21 protein-coding genes are annotated in these 22,995 nt (G+C 67.9%); 4 read left to right on the forward strand and 17 right to left on the reverse strand.

Annotated elements, in window-relative coordinates; translation table 11 throughout:
- Positions 1-86: 86 nt before the first annotated feature.
- From nuoN to AC5592_RS02710, 14 genes are all read right to left on the reverse strand, one after another.
- Positions 87-1,712 (reverse strand): NADH-quinone oxidoreductase subunit NuoN, encoded by a 1,626-nt coding sequence (gene nuoN / locus AC5592_RS02645; RefSeq protein WP_063063272.1) that lies wholly within the window; start codon positions 1,710-1,712, stop codon positions 87-89.
- Positions 1,709-3,358 (reverse strand): NADH-quinone oxidoreductase subunit M, encoded by a 1,650-nt coding sequence (locus AC5592_RS02650; protein ID WP_063063273.1) that lies wholly within the window; start codon positions 3,356-3,358, stop codon positions 1,709-1,711. The genes nuoN and AC5592_RS02650 overlap by 4 nt, the downstream gene beginning before the upstream one ends.
- Positions 3,355-5,259 carry an NADH-quinone oxidoreductase subunit L gene (gene nuoL / locus AC5592_RS02655; RefSeq protein WP_063063274.1) on the reverse strand — a complete coding sequence of 635 codons (1,905 nt, stop codon included), beginning with the start codon at positions 5,257-5,259 and terminating at the stop codon, positions 3,355-3,357. Before nuoL ends, AC5592_RS02650 begins: the two co-directional genes overlap by 4 nt.
- Before the next feature lies 1 nt (position 5,260).
- Complete coding sequence (gene nuoK, locus AC5592_RS02660; protein ID WP_025350204.1) at positions 5,261-5,560, reverse strand: NADH-quinone oxidoreductase subunit NuoK; 300 nt, start codon at positions 5,558-5,560, stop codon at positions 5,261-5,263.
- Positions 5,557-6,393, reverse strand: coding sequence for an NADH-quinone oxidoreductase subunit J (locus tag AC5592_RS02665; RefSeq protein ID WP_051024595.1), 837 nt, complete (start codon positions 6,391-6,393; stop codon positions 5,557-5,559). The genes nuoK and AC5592_RS02665 overlap by 4 nt, the downstream gene beginning before the upstream one ends.
- Complete coding sequence (gene nuoH, locus AC5592_RS02670; RefSeq protein ID WP_084506318.1) at positions 6,390-8,303, reverse strand: NADH-quinone oxidoreductase subunit NuoH; 1,914 nt, start codon at positions 8,301-8,303, stop codon at positions 6,390-6,392. The genes AC5592_RS02665 and nuoH overlap by 4 nt, the downstream gene beginning before the upstream one ends.
- Before the next feature lies 1 nt (position 8,304).
- Positions 8,305-10,773 carry an NADH-quinone oxidoreductase subunit G gene (locus AC5592_RS02675; protein WP_063063514.1) on the reverse strand — a complete coding sequence of 823 codons (2,469 nt, stop codon included), beginning with the start codon at positions 10,771-10,773 and terminating at the stop codon, positions 8,305-8,307.
- Positions 10,770-12,119, reverse strand: coding sequence for an NADH-quinone oxidoreductase subunit NuoF (nuoF, locus tag AC5592_RS02680; protein ID WP_063063275.1), 1,350 nt, complete (start codon positions 12,117-12,119; stop codon positions 10,770-10,772). The genes AC5592_RS02675 and nuoF overlap by 4 nt, the downstream gene beginning before the upstream one ends.
- Positions 12,119-12,880 carry an NADH-quinone oxidoreductase subunit NuoE gene (gene nuoE, locus AC5592_RS02685; protein WP_063063276.1) on the reverse strand — a complete coding sequence of 254 codons (762 nt, stop codon included), beginning with the start codon at positions 12,878-12,880 and terminating at the stop codon, positions 12,119-12,121. The genes nuoF and nuoE overlap by 1 nt, the downstream gene beginning before the upstream one ends.
- Entirely contained in the window at positions 12,877-14,208 is a 1,332-nt protein-coding gene (gene nuoD / locus AC5592_RS02690) for an NADH dehydrogenase (quinone) subunit D (RefSeq protein ID WP_051024596.1), read from the reverse strand. Before nuoD ends, nuoE begins: the two co-directional genes overlap by 4 nt.
- Complete coding sequence (locus AC5592_RS02695) at positions 14,208-14,834, reverse strand: NADH-quinone oxidoreductase subunit C (RefSeq protein WP_051024611.1); 627 nt, start codon at positions 14,832-14,834, stop codon at positions 14,208-14,210. The genes nuoD and AC5592_RS02695 overlap by 1 nt, the downstream gene beginning before the upstream one ends.
- 170 nt (positions 14,835-15,004) lie before the next feature.
- Entirely contained in the window at positions 15,005-15,559 is a 555-nt protein-coding gene (locus AC5592_RS02700) for a NuoB/complex I 20 kDa subunit family protein (RefSeq protein ID WP_036501257.1), read from the reverse strand.
- 103 nt (positions 15,560-15,662) lie between these two features.
- Positions 15,663-16,043 (reverse strand): NADH-quinone oxidoreductase subunit A, encoded by a 381-nt coding sequence (locus tag AC5592_RS02705; protein WP_036501258.1) that lies wholly within the window; start codon positions 16,041-16,043, stop codon positions 15,663-15,665.
- Between the two features lie 344 nt (positions 16,044-16,387).
- Entirely contained in the window at positions 16,388-16,795 is a 408-nt protein-coding gene (locus AC5592_RS02710; protein ID WP_036501259.1) for an Rv3143 family two-component system response regulator, read from the reverse strand.
- A 230-nt stretch (positions 16,796-17,025) separates the two neighbouring features.
- Here AC5592_RS02710 and AC5592_RS02715 point away from each other — a divergent pair, with 230 nt between their 5' ends.
- Both AC5592_RS02715 and AC5592_RS02720 read left to right on the forward strand, forming a co-directional pair.
- Positions 17,026-17,454 (forward strand): CBS domain-containing protein, encoded by a 429-nt coding sequence (locus AC5592_RS02715; RefSeq protein ID WP_036501260.1) that lies wholly within the window; start codon positions 17,026-17,028, stop codon positions 17,452-17,454.
- A gap of 448 nt (positions 17,455-17,902) precedes the next feature.
- Positions 17,903-18,295: a PASTA domain-containing protein gene (locus AC5592_RS02720; protein ID WP_063063277.1), complete on the forward strand. Its 393-nt coding sequence runs from the start codon at positions 17,903-17,905 to the stop codon at positions 18,293-18,295.
- 3 nt (positions 18,296-18,298) lie between these two features.
- On the opposite strand, the gene AC5592_RS02725 is transcribed toward AC5592_RS02720, so the two are convergent.
- The 3 genes from AC5592_RS02725 to AC5592_RS02735 all read right to left on the reverse strand — a co-directional run bounded on the left by AC5592_RS02725 (position 18,299) and on the right by AC5592_RS02735 (position 20,885).
- Positions 18,299-19,282 carry an aldo/keto reductase gene (locus tag AC5592_RS02725; RefSeq protein ID WP_063063278.1) on the reverse strand — a complete coding sequence of 328 codons (984 nt, stop codon included), beginning with the start codon at positions 19,280-19,282 and terminating at the stop codon, positions 18,299-18,301.
- Positions 19,283-19,380: 98 nt separating this feature from the next.
- Positions 19,381-19,839: a MarR family winged helix-turn-helix transcriptional regulator gene (locus AC5592_RS02730; RefSeq protein WP_036501263.1), complete on the reverse strand. Its 459-nt coding sequence runs from the start codon at positions 19,837-19,839 to the stop codon at positions 19,381-19,383.
- Positions 19,840-19,925: 86 nt separating this feature from the next.
- Positions 19,926-20,885 carry a LysR family transcriptional regulator gene (locus AC5592_RS02735; protein ID WP_232329161.1) on the reverse strand — a complete coding sequence of 320 codons (960 nt, stop codon included), beginning with the start codon at positions 20,883-20,885 and terminating at the stop codon, positions 19,926-19,928.
- A 192-nt stretch (positions 20,886-21,077) separates the two neighbouring features.
- Between AC5592_RS02735 and AC5592_RS02740 the strand changes: the two genes are divergently transcribed.
- Entirely contained in the window at positions 21,078-22,520 is a 1,443-nt protein-coding gene (locus AC5592_RS02740; RefSeq protein ID WP_063063279.1) for a form I ribulose bisphosphate carboxylase large subunit, read from the forward strand.
- Positions 22,521-22,552: 32 nt separating this feature from the next.
- Entirely contained in the window at positions 22,553-22,975 is a 423-nt protein-coding gene (locus AC5592_RS02745; RefSeq protein WP_036501265.1) for a ribulose bisphosphate carboxylase small subunit, read from the forward strand.
- The last annotated feature ends 20 nt before the right edge of the window (positions 22,976-22,995 follow it).

A 22,995-nucleotide genomic window follows, 5' to 3' on the forward strand; every position in this document is an offset into this window, starting at 1 on the left:
TCGTCGTCGGGCTCGATCCTAGAGCCACCGTTGACGTTTCGGTGCGGCGTCGCCGAGAACCGTTGTCCGCGAGATGTTTTCCGTGATCACCCGGTGACGAATCCGACCGCGCGGTTCGCCAGATCGAGCAGCGGCTGCGGCACGATACCCAGGGCCAGCGTGGCGGCGCCGGTGACGATGACGACCATCGTGGTCACCGGTGCGGTGACCACGGCGGGCGGTGCCTCCGGCGGATCGGTGAAGAACATCTGCACGATGACGCGGATGTAGAAGAACACGGCGATCGCACTGGAGATCACACCGACGATCACCAGATACGCCGCGTGCCCGGAGGCGGCGGCCGAGAACACGGCGAATTTCCCGATGAAACCACTGGTCAGCGGAATGCCCGCGAACGACAGCAGAAACAGCGCGAAAACCGTTGCCAGCCATGGTGAGCGGCGGCCGAGCCCAGCCCATGCCGACAGCGCGGTGGCCTCGTCTCCCACGCGGTCGCGTACCAGCGTGACCACCGCGAACGCGCCGACGGTGCTCACGCCGTAGACGGCGAGGTAGAACAGCACCGACGACACCCCGTCGGAATTGGCCGCCACCAGCGCGGTGAGGATGAACCCGGCGTGCGCGATCGAGGAGTAGGCGAGCATGCGCTTCACATCGGTCTGGGTGACGGCGAGTATGGCGCCCAGCACCATCGTGGCCACCGCCACGGCTCCCAGGATCGGACGCCAGTCCGCACTCAGTCCCGGAACCGCGACCTGCAGGATGCGCAGCAGCGCACCCACGGCCGCGATCTTGGTAGCCGCGGCCATGAACGCGGTGATCGCCGTCGGCGCGCCCTGATACACATCGGGCACCCACGACTGGAACGGCACGGCGCCGATCTTGAACAGCAACCCGACCACCAGCATCGCCACCCCCAGCACCGCAAGGGTTTTCGAGCCGGAATCCCGGGCCACCGCGTCGGCGATGCCCGACAGCCGAACCGTGCCGGCGTAGCCGTACAGCAACGCCATCCCGTACAGGAAGAAAGCCGAGGCGAACGCCCCCAGCAGGAAGTACTTCAGTGCCGCCTCCTGCGACAGCAGCCGACGCCGTCGCGCCAGCCCGCACAGCAGATACAGCGGCAGCGACAGCACTTCGAGCGCGACGAACATCGACAGCAGATCGTTGGAGGCGGGGAACAGCAGCATGCCGCCGACCGCGAACAGGGTCAGCGGAAAGACCTCGGTGGTGGCGATACCCGCCCGCGCGGCGGCGATCTCGTCCGAACTTCCCGGCACCGCCGCGGCCTGCGGGGTGAACGCGTCGACCACGACCGCGCCGGAGGCCACCGCGGCCGCCCGGCTCCAGGTTCCGGGGCCCTCCCGGCTTTCGCGCGCCAGCCGCGGTTCGATCCCGCGTTCGGCCATCAGCACGACCGCGAGGATCGCGACCACCAGGATGGTGCCCTGCAGCATCAGCGTCACGTTGTCGACCGCGACCGCGCCGACGGCCACCGTGGCATGGGTGCCCGCGAGCGCGATCACCGCCACGAGTGCCGCCACCAGACCGCCCAGCGCGAGCACGAGATGGAGCGGGTAGCGCCACGAACGCGGCAGAAACGCCTCGACGAGCACCCCGGCGACTGCGACACCGAAGACGACGAGCATCGGTGACAGGGCGTGATATTCGATCGAGGGAGCCGGAACCGTCGCGGCCAGGTACTGATTCACCGGTGGTTACCTCCGCTCGGAGTGGTCGCGGCCGGTACGGTCGCCGCATCCGGCGCGACCGTGGGCGCCGGATCGTGTTTGCCGATGGTGGTGAGGGTGCCGGCCACCGCCGGATTGATCCGGTCGAGAACCGGTCTCGGATACGCGCCGAGGACCAGCAGCGCCGCCAGCAACGGCACCACGACCACCAGTTCGCGCGGCAGCAGATCCGGCAAGCGCTCATTGCCCTTGCGGACCGGTCCGGTCATCATGCGCTGGTACATCCACAGCACGTAGAGCGCCGCCAGTACCAACGCGCCCGTGGCGAACACCGCCGCCACCGGATATCTGGTGAACGTGCCGACGAGCACGAGGAATTCGCTGACGAACGGCGCCAGCCCGGGAAGTGACAGTGTCGCCAGGCCCGCGATCAGGAAGGTGCCCGCCAATATCGGCGCCACCTTCTGTACGCCGCCGAATTCGGCGATCGCCCGAGTTCCGCGGCGCGACACCAGGAATCCCGCGATGAGGAACAGCGCCGCGGTCGAGATGCCGTGATTGACCATGTACAGCGTCGCGCCCGCGCCACCCTGATTGGTCATCGCGAAGATGCCGAGGATGATGAAGCCGAAATGCGAGATCGAGGTGTAGGCGATCAGGCGCATCACATCGGTCTGCCCGATGGCCAGCAGCGCGCCGTAGAGGATGCCGATCACCGCCAGCACGCTGATCATCGGCGCGTAGGTGGTCGAGGCGGCCGGGAACAGCAGCAGGCAGTAGCGCAGCATGCCGAACGTGCCGACCTTGTCGACCACCGCCATCATGAGCACCGCGCTCGCGGGTGTGGCCGACACCGCGGCGCCGGGCAGCCAGGTGTGCAGCGGCCACAGCGGCGCCTTCACCGCGAAGGCGAACATGAAGCCGAGGAACAGCGCGTTGAGTACGGCCGGCCCGGCGCCGAGCTGCCCGGAATTCGCCGCCGCCGTGACCGCCCGGAAATCGAAGGTCCCGCCCTCGCCGCCGAGATGGGCCCGCGCGGTGAGCACGTACAGCCCGATCACCGCGGCCAGCATGATCAGGCCGCCGAACAGGTTGTACAGCAGGAACTTCACCGCCGCGCGCGAACGCTGCTGCCGCAGTGCCAGTTCCACGGCCGCCGATTCACCGCCGGTGGTGCGCGGCCCGAATCCGCCGATGAGGAAGTACATCGGGATGAGCATGACCTCGAAGAACACGTAGAACAGCAGGATGTCGAGCGAGACGAACGAGATCAGCACCATCGCCTCGACGATCAGGGTCAGCGCGACGTAGATGTGCGCGACCCGCCGCCCGCTGCCCGCCTCGCGGTCGTCCTTCCATCCGGCGAGGATCAGCAGCGGCACCAGTGCGGCGGTCAACAGCAGCAGCACCAGGGCGATCCCGTCGACGCCGAGGGTGTAGCCGGCGCCGAAAGCCGGTATCCAGCGGTGTGATTCGACGAGTTGATACTGCGGGCCGCCCGGATCGAAACGTACCGCGACCACGATCGCGACGGCCAGGGTGGCCAGCGACAACACGAGTCCGGTCACCCGGGCCAGCGTGCGCCGGCCGGCCGGGACCGCCAGCACGACGACGGCGCCGGCCAGGGGCAGCACCCACAGTGTGGTCAGCCAGGGATACTCCGTCACAGCAACCTCACCGCCAGCAGGGCCGCGACCACCAGGGCCGCGCCGGTGAACATGGACAGGGCGTACGAGCGCACGAAACCCGTTTGCACGCGCCGGATTCGCGCCGACAGACCGCCGATCACCGCGGCCGTGGTGTTGACGATGCCGTCGATTCCGCGGTTGTCGAGGAAGACCAGCGAGCGGGTCAGGTGGGTGCCCGGACGCATGAACGCGGCCTCGTTGAACGCGTCGCCGTACAGATCGCGCCGAGCCGCGACGGTCAGCGGCGTGACCTCCTGCGGGGCGGTGCGCGGCACCGGCCGACGCGCGTACTGGCGGTAAGCGACCGCGACACCGATCGCCACCACGACCAGCGCCGCCACGGTGACCGCCCACGCCGGCACGGCGCTTTCGGCATGTTCGGTGCCGACCACCGGCGCCAGCCAGTTCTGCAGCGACGATCCGAACACGAACACCCCGCCGGAGAACACCGAGCCGAGTGCCAGCACGATCATCGGGCCGGTCATCACCGCGGGCGCCTCGTGCGGATGCGGCTCGGCCTCGGATTCGCCCGCAGCCCAGCGCTTTTCACCGAAGAAGGTCAACAACATCACGCGCGTCATATAGAAGGCGGTGATCCCGGCGCCGAGCAGCGCGGCGGCGCCGAGGGTGATGCCGTTCGCACCGCCGTACCCGAACGCGGCCTCGATGATCCGATCCTTGGAGAAGAACCCCGCGAACGGCGGCACCCCGATGATCGCCAGATAGCCGAGCCCGAAGGTGACGAACGTGATCGGCAGATACTTGCGCAGCCCGCCGTAGCGGCGCATATCCGTTTCGTCGTTCATCGCGTGCATGACCGATCCGGCGCCGAGGAACAATCCGGCCTTGAAGAAGCCGTGGGTGAGCAGATGCATGATCGCCACGGCATATCCGGCCGGGCCCAGTCCCGCGGCCAGCACCATATAACCGATCTGGCTCATCGTGGACGCGGCCAGCGCCTTCTTGATGTCGTCCTTCGCGCAGCCGATGACGGCGCCGAACAGCAGCGTCACCGCGCCGACCACCAGCACGCCGGCGCGAGCCGCCGGCGCGGCGTCGAAGATCGCGTTCGAGCGCGCGATCAGATACACACCGGCGGTCACCATGGTGGCGGCGTGGATGAGCGCCGACACCGGAGTCGGGCCTTCCATCGCGTCACCGAGCCAGGACTGCAGCGGCACCTGCGCGGATTTACCGCAGGCGCCCAGCAGCAACAGCAGCCCCAGAGCCGTGAGGGTGCCTTCGCTCGCATGCGGGACACCGGCGAACACGTGCCCGAAATCGACCGAGCCGAAGGTGGCGAACATCAGGAAAAGTGCGATCGCCAAGCCCATGTCGCCGACGCGGTTGACCACGAAGGCCTTCTTCGCCGCCGCGGCCGCCGACGGCTTCTCGTGCCAGAACCCGATCAGCAGGTACGAGGCCAGGCCCACGCCCTCCCAGCCGAGATAGAGCACCAGATAGTTGTCGGCCATGACCAGGATCAGCATCGCGGCCAGGAACAGGTTGAGATAGGCGAAGAACCGCCGCCGCGCCGGATCGTGTGCCATGTAGCCGACCGAGTAGATGTGGATCAGCGAGCCGACGCCGGTGATCAGCAGGACGAAACACATCGTCAGCTGATCGAGTTGCAGCGAGAACTCCGCCTGCAGCCCGGCCACCGGTACCCAGCTGAAGAAGTTGTGCGACACCGCACGATCGGCGCCGGCGCGGCCGAGCATCTCGGCGAACGCCCACACCGCCACGCCGAACGAGGCCACCGCCGTCGCGCAGCCCAGCCAATGCCCCCAGCGGTCGCTCATACGTCCCGCCAGCAGCAGGATCAGCGCACCGGCGGCGGGCAGGGCCGGCAGCAGCCAGAGCAGATTCCCGGTACTCACGTCAGTACTTCAGCAGGTTGGCGTCGTCGACCGAGGTCGAGCGGCGGGTGCGGAAGATGGTCATGATGATCGCCAGGCCCACGACGACCTCCGCGGCGGCGACGACCATCGTGAAGAATGCGAAGACCTGCCCGTCGAGGTTGTGGTGCTGCCGGGCGAAGGTGACGAAGGCGAGATTGACCGCGTTGAGCATCAACTCGATGCACATGAACACCACGATCGCGTTGCGCCGCACCAGCACCCCGGCCGCGCCGATGGTGAACAGCAGGGCGGACAGATACAGGTAGTTGTCCGGATTCACCGCGGAGCCTTCCTCTCGTTGTCGCCGGTCGCGTGGGCGGCGCTGCCGCCGTTGCCGTTTCGCATGCCGATCTCCGCCGCCTCGGTGTGGGCGCGGCGGCGGCGATGGCGCAGGATGGTGCTCACCGACAGTTCGGCGAACGAGCCGTCGGGCAGCCGGGCCGGCACGTCGACGGCGTTGTGGCGGGCATAGACACCGGGGGTGGGCAGGGGAGTGATGCGGTGGCCTTCGCGCAGGCGGCGCTGCGATTGTTCGCGCTGCCCGGTGCGCGGACCGAACCGTTCCCGGTGCGCGAGGATCATCGCGCCGATGGTGGCGGTGATCAGCAACGCGCCGGTGAGTTCGAAGGCCCACACGTAACGCACGAAGATCAGCTCGGCCAGCGCCGCGATCGGGTCGGCGCCGAATCCGGGCCCGGTGGCCGCCACCGAATCGTCGCGCACCCCGCGGGCGATCGCCGCGATCAGCAGCAGCCCGAATCCGGCACCCACCACGACGACGGCGATGCGGTGCCCGCGCAACGTCTCCCGCAGCGATTCGGACGAATCGACGCCGACGAGCATCAGGACGAACAGGAACAGCATCATGACCGCGCCCGTGTACACCACGATCTGCACCACGCCGAGGAACAGCGCGTCCTGGGCGATGTAGAACACCGACAGGGTGATCATGGTGGCCGCCAGACACAGCGCGGAGTGCACGGCCTTGCGAGCGCACACCATGCCGAGGGCGCCCGCCACCGCGACCACGGCCAGGACCCAGAACAGCACCGCCTCGCCGGTGGAGGTACGCGTAACCGCTTCGGCGGCAAGCACATCGACTCCCGGGCTCACTGCGCACCTCCTTGTGTGCCGGTGGCGGCCGGTTGCCGTCCCACCGCATCGGCGGCCGAGTCCGCGGAGTTCGGACTCACGAGATCGGAACCGGAACCGGATCGGCGCGGCACCGCGATACCGGTGGAGCCGAGGCCCGTGTCGCGGTCGGTGCCGGGGGCTGCGGGAACGGCGCCGAGGTAGTAGTCCTCCTCGGTGGCACCCGGGTAGGCGGCGTGCGGCGGCGCGATCATTCCGTCGCCCAGCGGGGCGAGCAGCCGGTCCTTCTCGTAGATCAGATCGGCGCGATTGTCGTCGGCCAGCTCGTATTCGTTGGTCATCGTCAACGCCCGGGTCGGGCATGCCTCGATGCACAGACCGCAGCCGATGCAGCGCAGGTAGTTGATCTGGTACACGCGGCCGTAGCGTTCGCCGGGAGAGTAGCGCTCGCTGTCGGTGTTGTCGGCGCCCTCGACATAGATCGCGTCGGCGGGGCAGGCCCAGGCGCACAGTTCGCAGCCGATGCACTTCTCCAGGCCGTCGGGATGCCGGTTGAGCTGGTGGCGGCCGTGATAGCGCGGGGCGGTGGGGACCTTCTCCTCGGGATAGAACTCGGTGTTCTTCTTCTTGAACATCGTGACGAAGGTGACCCAGAATCCGCCGATCGGTTCCAGCAGACCGGCTTTGGTCGCAGGCGGGGCGGTATCGGGCATCGGCGGCACCGGGAAGTCCGAGAACTGTTGTGCCCCGGCTGTTTCCGGGGCCGGATTGTCCCCGGCGCGCCCGGCGCGCAGCATCATCGCCAGCAGGCCAACCGAGATGATCACCCCGGAGATCACGAGGCCTCTGTTCTGCACGTCGTGGCCGTTGTCCTGCACCACCTTCAGCGTCGCCACGATCATCACCCACAGCAGCGACACCGGAATGAGCAGCTTCCAGCCGAGATTCATGAACTGGTCGTAGCGCAGCCGCGGCAGCGTCCCGCGCAACCAGATGAAGACGAACAGGAATGTCCAGACCTTCAGCGTGAACCACACCAGCGGCCACCAGCCCGAATTCGCGCCGTCCCACAGGTTCAGCGGGAAGGGCGCGTGCCAGCCGCCGAAGAAGAGGGTGGTGGCCAGCGCCGAGACGGTGCCCATGTTGATGTATTCCGCCATCATGAACATCGCGAATTTCAGCGACGAGTATTCGGTGTGGAATCCGCCGACGAGTTCACCCTCGGCCTCGGGCAGATCGAAGGGGGCGCGGTTGGTTTCGCCGACCATCGCCACCGCGTAGACGAGGAACGACGGCAGCAGCAGCCACACGTTCCAGGTGCCCCACTGCCGGTCCACGATGCCGGAAGTGGACATGGTTCCGGCCAGCAGGAACACCGCCGCGAAACAGGCCGCCATCGCGATCTCGTAGGAGATCACCTGCGCGGTCGAGCGCAGACCGCCCAGCAGCGGATACGTCGATCCCGACGACCACCCCGCCAGCACGATGCCGTAGACCCCAATCGAGGTCATCGCGAGGATGTAGAGCACTCCCACCGGCATATCGGTCAACTGCAGTGGTGTGCGGGTGCCGAAGATCGACACCTCCGGTCCGAGCGGTATCACCGCGAACGCCATCACCGCCGGAATCAGCGCGACGATCGGTGCCAGAATGTAGATCGGCTTGTCGACCATCGCCGGGATGATGTCCTCCTTGAGGAGCATCTTGACCCCGTCGGCGATGGATTGCAGCGAGCCGCGCGGCCCGACCCGGTTGGGGCCGACCCGCATCTGCATCCAGGCCACCACCTTGCGTTCGATCACCACCGCGAGCAGCGGGATGAGCAGCAGGAAGACGAAGATGCCGATGGATTTCACCACGACCAGCCACCACGGGTCGTGGCCGAAGGCGGACAGATCGGCCGGGGCGGCGACCAGCACGGCCGGCGACATCTCACTCATGGGGTTCCTCCCGTTGGATGCGCACGCGGTGACCGAGGTCGGTGGTGAGCCGGTCGTTGACCGTCGAGTCCGCCGAATTCCACGGCAGCCAGGCGACACGATCGGGCATCTCGGTGATGTCGAGCGGCAGCACGATGCGGCCGTGTCCGGTGCTGATCCGCACCGAATCGCCGGTGGCCGCGCCGATTTCGGCCGCGGTGGCCGGCGACAGCCGCAGGACCGGCCGGCGGGCGGTGCCGGCGAGATTCGGTTCGCCGTCCTGCATGCGACCGTTGTCGAGCAGCATGCGCCAACCGGCGAGGACGGCGGTGCCGGTTTCGGTCTCCGGGAGCGCGGCCGACGGATACGCCGGCGGCTGCGGCCGGGGCCCGTCCCAGACGCCCAGCGCGTCCAGTTCCGCGCGGGCCGCATCGACCGTCGGCAGGCCCAGTCGCACACCCATCTCATCGGCCAGCGAATGCAGCACGCGATGATCGGCCAGCGGCGCCGCCTGCCGCCGGACGGTCGCATCGCCGAGGGCGGCGCCGAACGGCCGCGGCCTGCCCTCCCAGGTGAGGTAGGTCCCCGCCTTCTCCATTGCCGAGGCGACGGGGAACACCACATCGGCGCGCTCGGTGACCTCGCTGTGCCGCAATTCCAGACTGACCACGAAGGCGGCGGCCTCGACGGCAGCGCGGGCGGCGCGGGGATCGGGCAGATCGGCGATCTCCACACCACCGACCAGCAGCGCGCCCGGCTGGCGGCCGGCGTCGAGAATCGCGGCGGTATCGCGTCCCGGGGCGGTCGGCAGTTCATCGACCTGCCAGACCCGCTGAACCTGTTGGCGGGCACGGGCATTGGCGATCGGACGTCCGCCCGGCAGCAGATCGGGCAGCGCACCCGCCTCGAGCGCGCCACGTTCGCCGGCGCGGCGCGGCACCCAGGCCAGTGCGGCGCCGGTGGTCTCGGCCAGCGAGGCCACCGCCGAGAGCGCGCCGGGTAGCGCGGCCAGGCGCTCACCGGCCAGGATCACCGCACCGCGACGGCGCAGCGCGCGAGCGAGTTCGTCCAGTCCCGGCGGATCGGGCGGACATTCGTATCCGGCGCCCGCGACCGCCAGCGCCTGCAGCAGCCGCGCTTCGTCGCCGGGCACGGTGGGGATCAACCGGCCCGATATCCGGTTCAGGCCGCGGCTCGCATAGGCGGCCAGCGAAAAGATCGCGGTCGCGGATGTGCGGGCGGCCTTACGCAGCCGCAGATGCAGGATCGGGCATTCCTCTTCGGGTTCGAGGCCTGCGAGCAGGACGACCGGCGCCGAATCCAGCGCGCCGTAGTCCACCCGCACCCCCAGTCCGGCGATGGCCGCTGCCAGGAATGCGGCCTCCTCCGCGGAATGGGCGCGGGCGCGGAAGTCGATGTCGTTGGTACCCAGCGCGATGCGCGCGAATTTGGCGTACGCGTAGGCGTCCTCGACGGTGGCGCGGCCGCCCACCAGCACTCCGGCGTGCCCGCGGGCGGCGGCCAGGCCCGCACCGGCTCGCGCCAGCGCCTCCGACCACGAGGCGGGAACGAGCGCGCCGCTGTCGTCGCGGATCAGCGGAGTGGTGATCCGGTCGGGTTCGGTCGCGTAGGTGAAGGCCCAGCGCCCCTTGTCGCAACTCCATTCCTCGTTGACCTGCGGATCGTCACCGGCCAAGCGGCGCAGCACTTTTCCGCGGCGGTGGTCGGTACGCTGGGCGCATCCCGCGGCGCAGTGTTCGCACACCGCCGGGCTCGACACCAGGTCGAAGGGACGCGCGCGGAAGCGGTAGGTGGTGCCGGTGAGGGCACCGACCGGGCAGATCTGGACGGTGTTGCCGGAGAAGTAGGAGTCCATCGGCTCCCCGGCGGCGATACCGACTTGCTGCAGCGCACCACGGTCCATCAGTTCGATGAACGGATCACCGGCGATCTGCTGCGAGAACCGGGTGCAGCGCGCGCACAGGACACACCGCTCCCGATCCAGCAGCACCGCGGGCGAGAGCGGAATCGGTTTGGGATAGGTGCGTTTCACGCCCTCGAAGCGCGATTCGGGCCGCCCGCTGGATATCGCCTGGTTCTGCAGCGGGCATTCCCCGCCCTTGTCGCACACCGGGCAATCCAGCGGATGGTTGATCAGCAGCAGTTCCATGACGCCGGCTTGGGCCTTCTGCGCGGCCGGCGAACTGATCTGGGTGTGGGCGATCATGCCGTCGGTGACGGCCATCGTGCAGGAGGCGACCGGTTTGCGTTGCCCCTCCACCTCGACCAGGCACTGCCGGCAGGCTCCGACCGGATCGAGCAGCGGATGGTCGCAGAACCGGGGGATCTGGATTCCGACGAGTTCGGCGGCCCGTATCAGCAACGTTCCGGCGGGCACGGCGATCGTCGTGCCGTCGATGGTGACGGTGACCAGATCCTGGGGGATGACGCCACTGCTGTCGTGGCTGACTGTCGCGGTCATCGCACTCCTTCGGCAGGCGTCGCTGCGGTGCCGGCCGTGGCGGCGGCCCAGGCGGTCGAGCGAGCGGGATCGAACGGGCACCGGCCCAGCCGGATGTGTTCGGTGTATTCGTCGCGAAAGTATTCGAGGGAGGACACGATCGGGCTCGCCGCACCGTCGCCGAGGGCGCAGAACGATTTGCCGTTGATGTTGTCGGCGATATCGAGCAGGGTGTCCAGATCGGCCTCGGTTCCGCCGCCGGACTCCAGTCGCTGCAGCAGTTGCACCAGCCAGTAGGTACCTTCCCGGCAGGGTGTGCATTTTCCGCAGGATTCGTGGGCGTAGAACTCGGTCCAGCGCAGCACCGCGCGCACCACGCAGGTGGTGTCGTCGAAGATCTGTAATGCCTTGGTGCCCAGCATGGATCCGGCCGCGCCCACGCTCTCGTAGTCGAGGGGCACATCGAGGTGTTCGGCGGTGAACAGGGGAGTGGAGGAGCCGCCGGGGGTCCAGAACTTCAGGGTGTGCCCGGCGCGCACACCGCCGGCGTGTCCGAGAAGTTCGCGCAGCGTCACGCCGAGGGGCGCCTCGTACTGGCCCGGCCGGGTGACGTGTCCGGACAGCGAGTACAGGGTGAAGCCGGGTGATTTCTCCGAACCCATCGAACGAAACCATTCGACGCCGTTGGTCATGATGGCCGGCACGCTCGCGATCGATTCCACGTTGTTGACCACGGTCGGGCACGCGTACAGGCCGGCGACGGCGGGGAAGGGCGGTCGCAGGCGAGGCTGGCCGCGGCGGCCCTCGAGCGAGTCCAGCAGGGCGGTTTCCTCACCGCAGATGTAGGCGCCGGCCCCGGCGTGCACGATCAGGTCGAGATCGAAGCCGGAGCCGAGGATGTCGCGTCCCAGATAGCCTGCGGCATAAGCCTCTTCGACCGCGGTCTGGAGCCGGCGCAGCACCGGCACCACTTCGCCGCGCAGATAGATGAACGCGTGCGCGGAGCGGATGGCATAGGCGGCGATGATGGCGCCCTCGACCAGCACATGCGGGGTCGCCAGCATCAACGGGATGTCCTTGCAGGTGCCGGGTTCGGATTCGTCGGCGTTGACGACCAGGTAGTGCGGCTTACCCGCCGCCGGCGATCCTTCGGGATCCTGCGGGATGAAACCCCATTTCATGCCGGTGGGAAATCCGGCGCCGCCGCGGCCGCGCAGGCCGGCGTCCTTCACCGTGGCGATGACCTCGTCGGGATCCATGCCCAGCGCACGGGACAGGCCTCGATAACCGTCGTGTGCCCGGTAGGTGTCGAGGGTCCACGACCGCGGCTGATCCCAGTAGCGGGTGAGTACGGGCGCCAGCGTCATCACCGTTCCCCCTGTTCGGTGTCCGAATCACGCTGCGGCGCAGCAGGTGTCGATGGCTCGGCCGCCACGCGCAGGCCGGCGAGCGTGGGTTCCCCGGGGGCGCCGTCGTTGGCGTCGGGCCGCCGGTCCGGGAATCCGGCGAGAATGCGGGCGGTGTCGCGGAAGCTGCACAGGGGCGCGCCGCTGCGCGTGCCGGTGACCGCGCGTCCGGATCGCAGCGCGTCGGCGAGCGCGCGGGCCGACTCCGGGGTCTGGTTGTCGAAGAATTCCCAGTTAACCATGACCACCGGGGCGTAATCGCAGGCGGCGTTGCACTCGAGATGGTCGAGCGTGATCGCCCCGTCCGCGGTCGTTTCGCCGGCGGCGATCTCCAGATACCGGGTGAGTGCGGCCAGGATCTCGTCGCCGCCCATGACCGCGCACAGCGTATTGGTGCAGACTCCGACGTGATAGTCGCCGGTCGGCGTGCGGCGATACATCGAGTAGAAGGTGGCGACCGCGGTCACCTCGGCGTCGGTGAGCCCGAGTTGTTCGGCGCAGAACGCGATCCCGGTGCCGCTGACATAGCCTTCGACGCTCTGTACCAGATGCAGCAACGGCAGCAGCGCCGAGCGTGACTGCGGATAGCGGTCGATGATCTCACGGGCCTCCGCTCGCAGGTTCTCCTGCACCTGCGGCGGATAGGGGACGGGGCGCTGCGACAACTGCAGCAGGATCGGGTCGCGACCGTTCGCGGTCGCGGGAATCGGTTCGGCTGTCATCGGTCGACACCACCCATCACCGGGTCGATGCTGGCCACGGAGGCGATCACGTCGGCGACCATGCCGCCTTCGCACATCGCCGCCACGGCCTGCAGATTCGTGAACGAGGGATCGCGGAAATGCACACGGTAGGGCCGAGTTCCGCCGTCGGAGACCATGTGGACACCCAGTTCGCCGCGCGGGGACTCCACCGAGGCGTACACCTGGCCGGGCGGCACCCGCATGCCCTCGGTGACGAGTTTGAAGTGGTGGATCAGCGCCTCCATCGAGGTGCCCATGATGGTGCCGATATGTTCGGCGGAATTGCCCAGTCCGTCGGGCCCGAGTGTCAGATCCGCCGGCCACGCGATCTTCTTGTCCGACACCATGACCGGGCCGGGACGGAGTTTGTCGAGGCACTGCTCGACGATCTTCAGCGACTCCTTCATCTCCTTGATGCGGATGAGGTAGCGGCCGTAGCAATCGCATCCGGTATCGGTCATGACGTCGAACTCGTAGTCCTCGTAGCCGCAGTACGGCTGCGACTTACGCAGATCGTGCGGCAGGCCGGTGGAACGCAGGACCGGTCCGGTCACTCCCAGCGCCATACACGAGGCGAGGTCGAGATAGCCGATGCCGCGGGTGCGGGCCTTGAAGATCGGGTTCTCGTTGAGCAGCAACTCCATATCGCGCAGCCGTTTCGGCATGAGCGCCAGCAGATCTCGGATCTTGCCCACCGCGTCGGACGGCAGATCCTGCGCCAGCCCGCCGGGGCGGATGTAGGCGTGGTTCATCCGCAGTCCGGTAACGTTTTCGAAGATGTCGAGGATCAGTTCGCGTTCGCGGAAGCCGAACAGCATCGGTGTCAGCGCGCCGAGTTCCATACCGCCGGTGGCCAGCGCCACCAGATGGGAGGAGATGCGGTTGAGCTCCATCAGCATGACGCGAACGATGTTCACTCGTTCGGGAATATCGCCGGTGATGCCGAGCAGCTTCTCCACCGCCAGGCAGTAGGCGGTCTCGTTGAACAGCGGGGACAGATAGTCCATCCGGGTCACGAACGTGACGCCCTGCACCCAGTTGCGGAATTCGAGATTCTTCTCGATACCGGTGTGCAGGTAGCCGATTCCGCAGCGCGCCTCGGTGACCGTCTCGCCCTCGATCTCGAGGATCAGCCGCAGCACGCCGTGCGTGGAGGGATGCTGCGGTCCCATATTGACGACGATCCGCTCCTCCGCGGCGCCGTCGAGCGCCTCGCGCACATCGTCCCAGTCCTGTCCGACGACCGTGACCGCCGGGCTTTCGGCCACCGGATCCGTTGCGGCGCCGGTGATGTCGGTGTGATTCATCAGCTGTAGGTCCTCCGCTGGTCCGGCGGCGGAATACGCGCGCCCTTGTATTCGACCGGGATCCCGCCGAGCGGGTAGTCCTTGCGCTGCGGATGTCCACGCCAGTCGTCGGGCATCATGATCCGCGTCAGCGACGGGTGACCGTCGAAGACGATGCCGAAGAAGTCGTAGGTTTCGCGCTCGTGCCAGTCGCTGGTCGGATACACCGAGAACAGCGAGGGCATATGCGGATCCGCATCCGGTACCGACACCTCGATCCGCACCCGCCGGTTGTGTGTGATCGACAGCAGGTGATAGGCGGCGTGCAGTTCGCGGCCCGTGTCGTCGGGGTAGTGCACGCCGTTCACGCCGAGGCACAGTTCGAAGCGCAACGCCGCGTCGTCGCGCAGCGCACGCGCCAGCTCGACGACCCGCTCGCGTCGCACATGCAGGGTCAGTTCTCCGGCGAAGACCACAATCTTCTCGATCGCGGCGCGAAACACCTCGTCTCCCACCGACTCCGCCAGCGCGGCGACCACCTCGTCGAAATAGGAGCCGTAGGGCGCGGGGGTGCTCCCGGGCAGCGTGACGGTCCGCACCAGCCGCCCGTATCCGGAGGTGTCGCCGGTGCCCCGGACACCGAACATGCCGCGGCGCACCCCGATGACCTCGTCGTCGGGCCGGTCGGGGGAGGGGCCGCGCGATTCGGGTTCGATCGCCGGTTCGCCGGCCGGGCCGGGTGCGCTCGTACCGGAGGAGGATTCGATATCCGCGGGGCTGTCGGGCGGATCGCCGGCGCTGCGCGGTGCGTCCAGACTCATCGCAGCAGCCCCTCCATCCGGATCGTGGGTGTGGAGGCGAGTGCGGCGGCCTCGGCAGCGCGCACGGCCTCGGCGCGGTCGACACCCAGCGGCATCTCCTGGATCTTCTCGTGCAGTTTCAAGATCGCGTGCAACAGCATCTCCGGGCGCGGCGGACAGCCGGGCAGGTAGATGTCCACGGGCACGACATGGTCGACGCCCTGCACGATGGCGTAGTTGTTGAACATGCCGCCGGAGGAGGCGCACACCCCCATCGCCAGCACCCATTTGGGTTCGGTCATCTGGTCGTAGACCTGCCGCAGCACGGGCGCCATCTTCTGGCTGACGCGGCCGGCGACGATCATCAGATCCGCCTGGCGGGGGGAGGCGCGGAAGACCTCCATCCCGAAGCGGGCGCTGTCGAAGCGACCGGCCCCCGTGGCCATCATCTCGATCGCGCAGCAGGCCAGCCCGAACGTCGCGGGCCACAGCGAGCCCTTACGCATGTATCCGGCGAACTGTTCGACCGTGCTCAGCAGGAAGCCGCTGGGCAATTTCTCCTCGAGCCCCATCTCGGATCTACTCTCACTTCCGTGTGCGAATCCTCGGTCCCGGCGGACGCCGGGACGACGGGTTGGGTATGCGGTGCCGACGGGCCGATCGGCCCGCCCGCGTTCAGTCCCAGCTCAGGCCGCCGCGCCTCCACTCGTAGGCGTAGGCCACCGAGACGTTGAAGATGAACAGCGCCATGGCCGCCAACCCGAAGACGCCGAGGGCATCGAAGTGCACCGCCCACGGATAGAGGAATACGATCTCGATGTCGAAGATGATGAACAGCATCGCGGTGAGGTAGTACTTCACCGGAAAACGTTGTCCCGCAGCATTTCCCGGCCCGCCGGCGATGGCGTGCGGGGTGGGTTCGATACCGCATTCGTAGGCTTCGAGTTTGGCGCGGTTGTAGCGTTTGGGCCCGATCACGGCCGCCAGCAACACCGATCCCAGCGCGAACGCGGCAGCGATCGCACCGAGTACAAGAGTCGGCACCTGGGTATTCACAACGACACAACCCCTCTCCCTCGCCGGCAACTGCCGAGGCGGGGCTGACGTCGTCGTCTGCCGGGCCAGTCTCACCCCGAAGCGCAGCTCGAGCGCGAGCGCGGAACGACAGGGCAGGCAGGGCGCCATTCATATCAACAGCCACGCTCGTGTGAGCTACAGCACAGCCTACAACCGCTCTTTCTGAATACTCGCGGTTCCGCCCCGGTGTTTGATCGAATTCGGAACTGTCACTTATGACCGAAACAGCGCAATGGCCTCCCCGCGGCCGGGCGCGCCGCGCCTGCCCGGGCACACGAAAACGGCCGGCCGACGAGATGTCGGCCGACCGTGAAAAGCGCTGATCAGGCGGCGGGGCGAGCGTTCAGGGCAGTGGTGACCGCCGAGGTGAGCTGGAACGGATCCAGCGGATGGGCGGCCGCGGCCTCGGCCCGGGACCAGGCGGCGAGCCAGGCATCGTCGGCCCTGCCGGTCAGCACCACGATGGGCGGGCAGTCGGCGATTTCGTCCTTGAGCTGCTTGGCCAGCCCCATCCCACCGGTGGGCGTGGCCTCACCGTCGAGAATGGCCAGGTCGATCGCGCCGGCGTCGAGCTGCTCGATCACCACCGGCGCGGTGGCGGTCTCGCGGTAGTCGAACGGCGGCAGGTCGGGATGCGGATGTTTACCCAGCGCCAGCATCACCTGGCGGCGGGTGTCGGCATCGCTGCTGTAGACGAGAACCCGCAGCGCGGGACGGTTCGCATCGGCCACCTTCTGGATGCTACGTCCATCCGGGCAGGTGCGGTGGCGGCTTCGGCGGCAACGGTCCCCGCGCCGGGCGTGGCGCCCGCCTGGCGGCTTCACCGCGAGGTTGATCGTGCCGATCGGAATCGTTGCTGGTCACCGCGGAGAAAACGCGCGATCCTTATAGGCGGCGGCAGTTCGTCGGCAGAACTGCCCCGGCAGGGCGAAACGACGACAGCTCGACAGGGCGGTGGACGATGCGAATTTCGGAGGTTTTGCGCAACAAAGGGGCCGATGTGGTGACGATCGCGCCGGAGGCGACGGTCGGCCGATTGCTGGCGGTGCTGGCCGAACACAACGTCGGCGCGGCGGTGGTGTGTGGTGCGGGCGGCGCACTGGACGGGATCGTGTCGGAGCGGGATGTGGTCCGCTGCCTGCACAGACAGGGCGCACAGCTGCTGACCCGGCCGGTGTCCGACATCATGACCGCGATCGTGCACACCTGTTCGCCGGAGGATCGGGTGGAGAGTTTGCGCGCGACGATGACCGAACATCGGATCCGGCATCTGCCGGTCGTCGATCACGGGCGAATGGTCGGAATCGTGAGTATCGGCGATGTGGTCAAGAGCGCGATCTCGGAATTGCAGGACGAGCGCGAACACCTCGAGCACTATCTGCAGGGCTGAGCCTCCGGGACGAGCCGTGACATGTCCGTGCCCGGGTCCGGCGGGACCCGGGCACGAGCGGTGCCGGTGAATCATGCCGATTCGGCTGTCGTGCCGAATCCGCCATTGCCGCACGGTGATTGGATATTCACCGGTTCGTAACCGTGAAAGTGGTAGGTACGCGGCATTTTCGGAGCAGAATTCCCACGGGCGGTTCGTTCGGAACCACGAGGTCGCCGATGCCGGAATCGGGTGTATCGGGTGGGGTTCGAGACGTGCGCTGTCCCTCGGAACTCACTGCCCGGCGTCCGCGCTGTGGAGCGTTCCGAACGGCCGCCGACCACGTCGCATTCCGAGTTCTGGATCCAGCCGATTCGATCGGCGACCGATCGCGTATTAGGGTGCGTGGCACGCGCGCCGGATCGCTGGTCGGCGGCGCCGGAAACGCCGCTCGATCCGAAGGACATTCATGCGCCGCATCGCATTCGCCGCGTCCCTGCTCGCCGTCGCCTGCACCGTCGGAGCCTGCGGCGGATCCTCCGACGACCACGCGGCGAGCACGACCACGACATCGGCTGCGGCGCAATCGAGTTCGGTTGCCGCGGCGGGCGCTCAGGACTGTGGCGCGCAGCCCTGGCCCCGCCCGCTACCCGACTTCCGCGGGAAGCCACTGGGACAGACCGTCGTCGGTGCGGCGCTGTGCTTCGCCATCACCGATATCACCACCGCGGACGGCCGCGACGTGATGCACGATCCGGGCGCCGCGACGACGCCCTGGACGGTCACCGCCCAGCAGCCGGCGGCGGGGACGCCGGTCGCCGCGGACACTGCGGTCACGCTGACGGTCGACGTCCCGCACTGATCGCTACTTGCCGGCGGCGCGGGCCAGGTGCTCCGGGTAGCGCGCCCCCGCGAAGGCCTCGGCCGGGGCGGCGGCCTCGATCCGCGCCAGATCCTCGGCGCTGAGCTCGATCTCGGTGGCCGCCACATTCTGCTCGAGGTACGTACGGCGCTTGGTGCCCGGGATCGGGACCACGTCGTCGCCGCGCGACTGGACCCAGGCCAGCGCCAACTGTCCTGCGGTCACGCCCTTTTCCTCCGCCATCGCGCGCAACTCGGCGACGACGGCGAGGTTGCGGTCGATGTTGTCCTCGGCGAAACGGGGCAGCGCGCGGCGCAGGTCGTCGGCGGGCAGATCGGCGGTCGAGGTGATCGAGCCGGTGAGGAAGCCGCGGCCGAGCGGGGAGAACGGCACGATCCCGATGCCGAGTTCACGGCAGGTGGGCAGGACCTCCTCTTCGATACCGCGCGTCCACAGCGACCATTCGCTCTGCAGCGCGGTCACCGGATGCACGGCATGCGCGCGCCGGATGGTCTCCGGCGAGGCCTCGGAGATGCCGAGATAGCGGACCTTACCCGCGGTGACCAGCTCCGACAGCGCGCCCCAGGTCTCCTCGACCGGAACGTTGGGGTCGACACGGTGCTGGTAGTACAGGTCGATGTGGTCGACGCCGAGCCGCTTCAGCGATTCGTCGCAGGACTGCGCGACGTAGGCCGCGTCGCCCCGGGCGCCCATACTGCCGCCCTCGCCCCATACGATGCCGAATTTGGTCGCGAGGATCACCTGGTCGCGCCGATCGGCGATGGCCCGGCCCACCAGCTCCTCGTTGTCGCCGGCGCCGTAGACGTTCGCGGTATCGAGCAGGGTCACCCCGAGCTCGAGCGCGCGGTGGATGGTGGCGATCGACTCCGCGTCGTTGTCGCGCACACCGTAGGCTTGGCTCATTCCCATGCAGCCGAGTCCCTGTGCGCCGACGGTCAATTCGCCGAGTTTCCTGGTCGCGATCATGCGAGCGGTCCTCCTGAGGTGCCATCGGTTCGAATGGTGAGTCCCTGCGAACTCACGGCGCCGACGCTACGACTTGGAGTGCGCTCCAAGTCAACCCGTCAGCGGGAACCGTCGTCGTCGAGCCGCGCGACCAGCACGGCCAGTGCGTCGCCCAGGGTGCGCCGCTGCTGCGCATCGATATCGTCGAGGGCGGCGGCGAAGCGCTGGATGCGGGCCGACGTGAGGCCGTTGACCAGAGATTTCGCCTGTTCGGTGACGGTCAGCAACTGAGCTCTGCCGTCGGCCGGGTCGGCGGTGCGTTCGAGATAACCGTACTTCTCCAAGCCCGATACGATGCGCGACATCGTGGGGGCGGTGACGTGTTCGGCGGCGGCCAGATCACCCAGGCGCATCGGGCCGCTGCGGACCAGGGTGCCCAGCGCCGCCGCCGAACCGGGACTCAACGAACCCAGGTCACCGGAACGCCGCAGCAGGCGAGTGATCCGGCCGAGCGCGAAGTACAGATCCGCCGCCTCGGCAAGCTCCTCCGCGCTGCGTGCGCGCTCCTGCTGGATCATGGGCGTTGTCGCTCCTACGCGTGTGCTGGGACCGTCGGCAGCCGCACCGTCGGCGATATCCGATTCAGTAAGTATGCCCTGCCCGTCTATCGGGAAGCGTTCGGCCTGCTCATCGGCGCCGCGTCGGTGTCCGCTGCGGAGATTGTCGGCACCGGCCCGGTGGGATGATCGGTCACCGGGCGGAAGGCTCGATCGCCCACCCGAGCCGGGTCGACCATATGCGCCACGAACAGGCGCGCGGCCGGCGTCGGTGTGCCGGTCGTCACCGCATGCCACGGCCGGTCCAGTGGCGTGCCCTCGACCGGGACGACGACCAGATTGCCCTGTGCCACATCGGCTTCCACCGCGTCGCTGTGGATCAGCGTGATCCCCAGCCCCTCTCGGGCGGCGGCGAGGACGGCGCCGTGGGTGCCGAGGGTGAGGGCGGGCGGGCGGATCTGCAGCCGGTCGAGCAGTGCCAGCGTGGTGTCGCGGGTGCCCGAGCCGGGGCCGCGCAACAACCAGGTGGTGGTGCGCGGATCGTGGGACCGTCCCGGCGCCCCCACGACGACCAGGCGACTGGGCCGGCGCGCCCGCACCACCAGCCCGGTGTCGCGCGGGGGACGGCCGGCGATCACGAGATCGGTTTCGTGGTGCTGTAATTCGACGAACAGCAGATCGCGCGGATGGATCGAGAGCCCCAACTCGATCTCGGGATACCGGTCGCGAAACGAGACCAGCAGCCGCAGCAGTACGTATTCCCCGGCGGTCGCCACCACGCCGATCCGCAACCGGCCCGTTTCGGCGCGGCGGACCGCGGCATGCGCCTCTTTCATCAAACCCAGGATGCTGCGGCAGTATTCGGCATAGACCCGCCCTGCCTCGGTGAGTGCGATACCGCGTCCGGATTTCGCGATCAATTTCGCGCCGAGCTGCTTTTCGATATGCGCCACCGCCGCCGACGCGGCCGCCTCGGTGATGTGCAGTTGCGCAGCCGCGCGCCGAATGCTGTTGTGCCGGGCCACAACCAGAAACGTTTCCATTCGGACCGCACTCACCGTTCCCATCTACAGACGGTAGCAAACTCAACGATTCGGTTGAGCGAGACCGGAAACAATCGAATTGTCCCCGCCGGGCGGTGCCCGCATCCTGAATCTGCGCACTCGCCGCACCGACCCGGGAGGTGTCGTGAACGAGAATCGCGCAGCGGCTCGCGACGCCGACCGGTTGCGGGTGTCCCGCAAGATACAGGAGGACCGATGACCGACGAATCGACTCGTGACCGCTGGGATCCGGGCGTGCACTCGTATGCGTCGATGGGTTATTACGACGCGGATTACCAACCGTCCGATACCGATGTGCTGGCGGTGTTCCGGGTGACGCCGCAACCGGGGGTGGACCCGATCGAGGCCGCCGCCGCAGTGGCCGGTGAATCCTCCACTGCCACATGGACTGTCGTGTGGACCGACCGGCTGACCGCGCACGACCGCTACCGCGCCAAGTGCTACCGGGTCGAGGAGGTGCCGGGGCGGCCGGGGGAGTATTTCGCCTATATCGCCTACGACCTGGACCTTTTCGAAGAGGGCTCGATCACCAATCTCACCTCCTCGGTGATCGGCAATGTCTTCGGTTTCAAACCGCTGCAGGCGTTGCGGCTCGAGGACATGCGTATTCCGGTGGCCTATGTCAAGACCTTTCAGGGCCCGCCGCACGGAATCGTTATGGAACGCGAGTATCTGAACAAGTACGGCCGGCCGTTGCTGGGTGCGACCGTGAAGCCGAAACTCGGTCTCTCGGCGCGCAACTACGGGCGGGTGGTGTACGAGGCGTGTAAAGGCGGCCTGGATTTCACCAAGGACGACGAGAACATCAACTCGCAACCGTTCATGCGATGGCGCGATCGCTATCTGTTCGCCATGGAGGGCGTGAATCGCGCGACCGCCGAAACGGGAGAATTGAAGGGTCATTATCTCAATATCACGGCCGCCACGATGGAGGATATGTACGAGCGCGCGGAGTTCGCGAAATCGCTCGGCAGCGTGATCGTGATGATGGACCTCACCGTCGGCTACACGGCGATGCAGTCGATGTCGAAGTGGGCGCGGCGCAACGGCATGCTGTTGCATCTGCACCGGGCCGGTCATTCGACCTTCACCCGCCAGAAGACCCACGGCGTCAGCTTCCGGGTGCTGGCCAAGTGGTGCCGGCTCATCGGTGTCGACCACCTGCACGCGGGCACCGTCATCGGCAAGCTCGAAGGTGACCCGCACACCGTCAAGGGTTTCTACGATACGTTGCGCGACAACCACATTCCCGCCAATCCGCGCAACGGGATCTTCTTCGACCAGGATTGGGCGAGCCTGCCCGGAGTGATGCCGGTGGCATCCGGCGGAATCCACGCGGGCCAGATGCATCAACTGCTGGATCTCTTCGGTGACGACGCGATCCTGCAGTTCGGCGGCGGCACCATCGGACATCCGATGGGTATCGCCGCGGGCGCCGAGGCCAATCGGGTCGCGCTGGAGGCGATGGTCAAGGCGCGCAACGAAGGCCGCGATCTGCTGAAGGAGGGGCCCGACGCGCTGCGTGCCGCGGCCCGGATCTGCCCGGCGCTCGATGTGGCGCTCGCGACCTGGGGTGATGTCACCTTCGACTACACCTCCACCGACGCCCCCGACGCCGTACCGACGGTCACCGCCTGACCGCCCGCCCCGACGACCTACAAGGAGACGCAATGCATCTGCGGCAAGGGACGTTCTCCCATCTGCCCGACCTGTCCGATACCGAAATCGGCGCTCAGATCCGCTACGCGCTGCTCAACAACTGGCCGGTCTCGATCGAATACACCGACGATCCGCATCCACGCAACGTCTACTGGGAGATGTGGGGGCTGCCGCTGTTCGACCTCGACGAACCCGACGGCGTGCTCGCCGAGGTGAACGCCTGCCGTTCGACGTTCCCGCACCACTACATCCGCGTCAACGCCTACGACGCGAGCTACGGCCGGCAGACGACCGCGCTGAGTTTCCTGGTGCAGCGGCCGGCCGACGAACCGGGCTTCCTGGTGGTGCGCACCGAGACCGAGGATCGACGGCAGCACTACGGCCTGCGGTCCTACGCCACCGATGTGCGCGCGGGCGCGCGCTACCGGGACTGACGCGATGGTGGACGGGAGGC

Source organism: Nocardia violaceofusca NBRC 14427 (genome assembly GCF_963869435.1).
GTDB classification, from domain to species: domain Bacteria; phylum Actinomycetota; class Actinomycetes; order Mycobacteriales; family Mycobacteriaceae; genus Nocardia; species Nocardia aobensis.

Coding starts and splice junctions, on each gene's coding strand:
- nuoH (WP_084506318.1), bottom strand. CDS start 8,303: ATGTCGCCGGCCGTGCTGGTCGCCGCCCCGGCCGATCTGTCCGCCTTC.
- AC5592_RS02675 (WP_063063514.1), bottom strand. CDS start 10,773: ATGACCGCGACAGTCAGCCACGACAGCAGTGGCGTCATCCCCCAGGAT.
- nuoF (WP_063063275.1), bottom strand. CDS start 12,119: ATGACGCTGGCGCCCGTACTCACCCGCTACTGGGATCAGCCGCGGTCG.
- nuoE (WP_063063276.1), bottom strand. CDS start 12,880: ATGACAGCCGAACCGATTCCCGCGACCGCGAACGGTCGCGACCCGATC.
- nuoD (WP_051024596.1), bottom strand. CDS start 14,208: ATGAATCACACCGACATCACCGGCGCCGCAACGGATCCGGTGGCCGAA.
- AC5592_RS02695 (WP_051024611.1), bottom strand. CDS start 14,834: ATGTTCGGTGTCCGGGGCACCGGCGACACCTCCGGATACGGGCGGCTG.
- AC5592_RS02700 (WP_036501257.1), bottom strand. CDS start 15,559: ATGGGGCTCGAGGAGAAATTGCCCAGCGGCTTCCTGCTGAGCACGGTC.
- AC5592_RS02715 (WP_036501260.1), top strand. CDS start 17,026: ATGCGAATTTCGGAGGTTTTGCGCAACAAAGGGGCCGATGTGGTGACG.
- AC5592_RS02720 (WP_063063277.1), top strand. CDS start 17,903: ATGCGCCGCATCGCATTCGCCGCGTCCCTGCTCGCCGTCGCCTGCACC.
- AC5592_RS02725 (WP_063063278.1), bottom strand. CDS start 19,282: ATGATCGCGACCAGGAAACTCGGCGAATTGACCGTCGGCGCACAGGGA.
- AC5592_RS02730 (WP_036501263.1), bottom strand. CDS start 19,839: ATGATCCAGCAGGAGCGCGCACGCAGCGCGGAGGAGCTTGCCGAGGCG.
- AC5592_RS02735 (WP_232329161.1), bottom strand. CDS start 20,885: ATGGGAACGGTGAGTGCGGTCCGAATGGAAACGTTTCTGGTTGTGGCC.
- AC5592_RS02740 (WP_063063279.1), top strand. CDS start 21,078: ATGACCGACGAATCGACTCGTGACCGCTGGGATCCGGGCGTGCACTCG.
- AC5592_RS02745 (WP_036501265.1), top strand. CDS start 22,553: ATGCATCTGCGGCAAGGGACGTTCTCCCATCTGCCCGACCTGTCCGAT.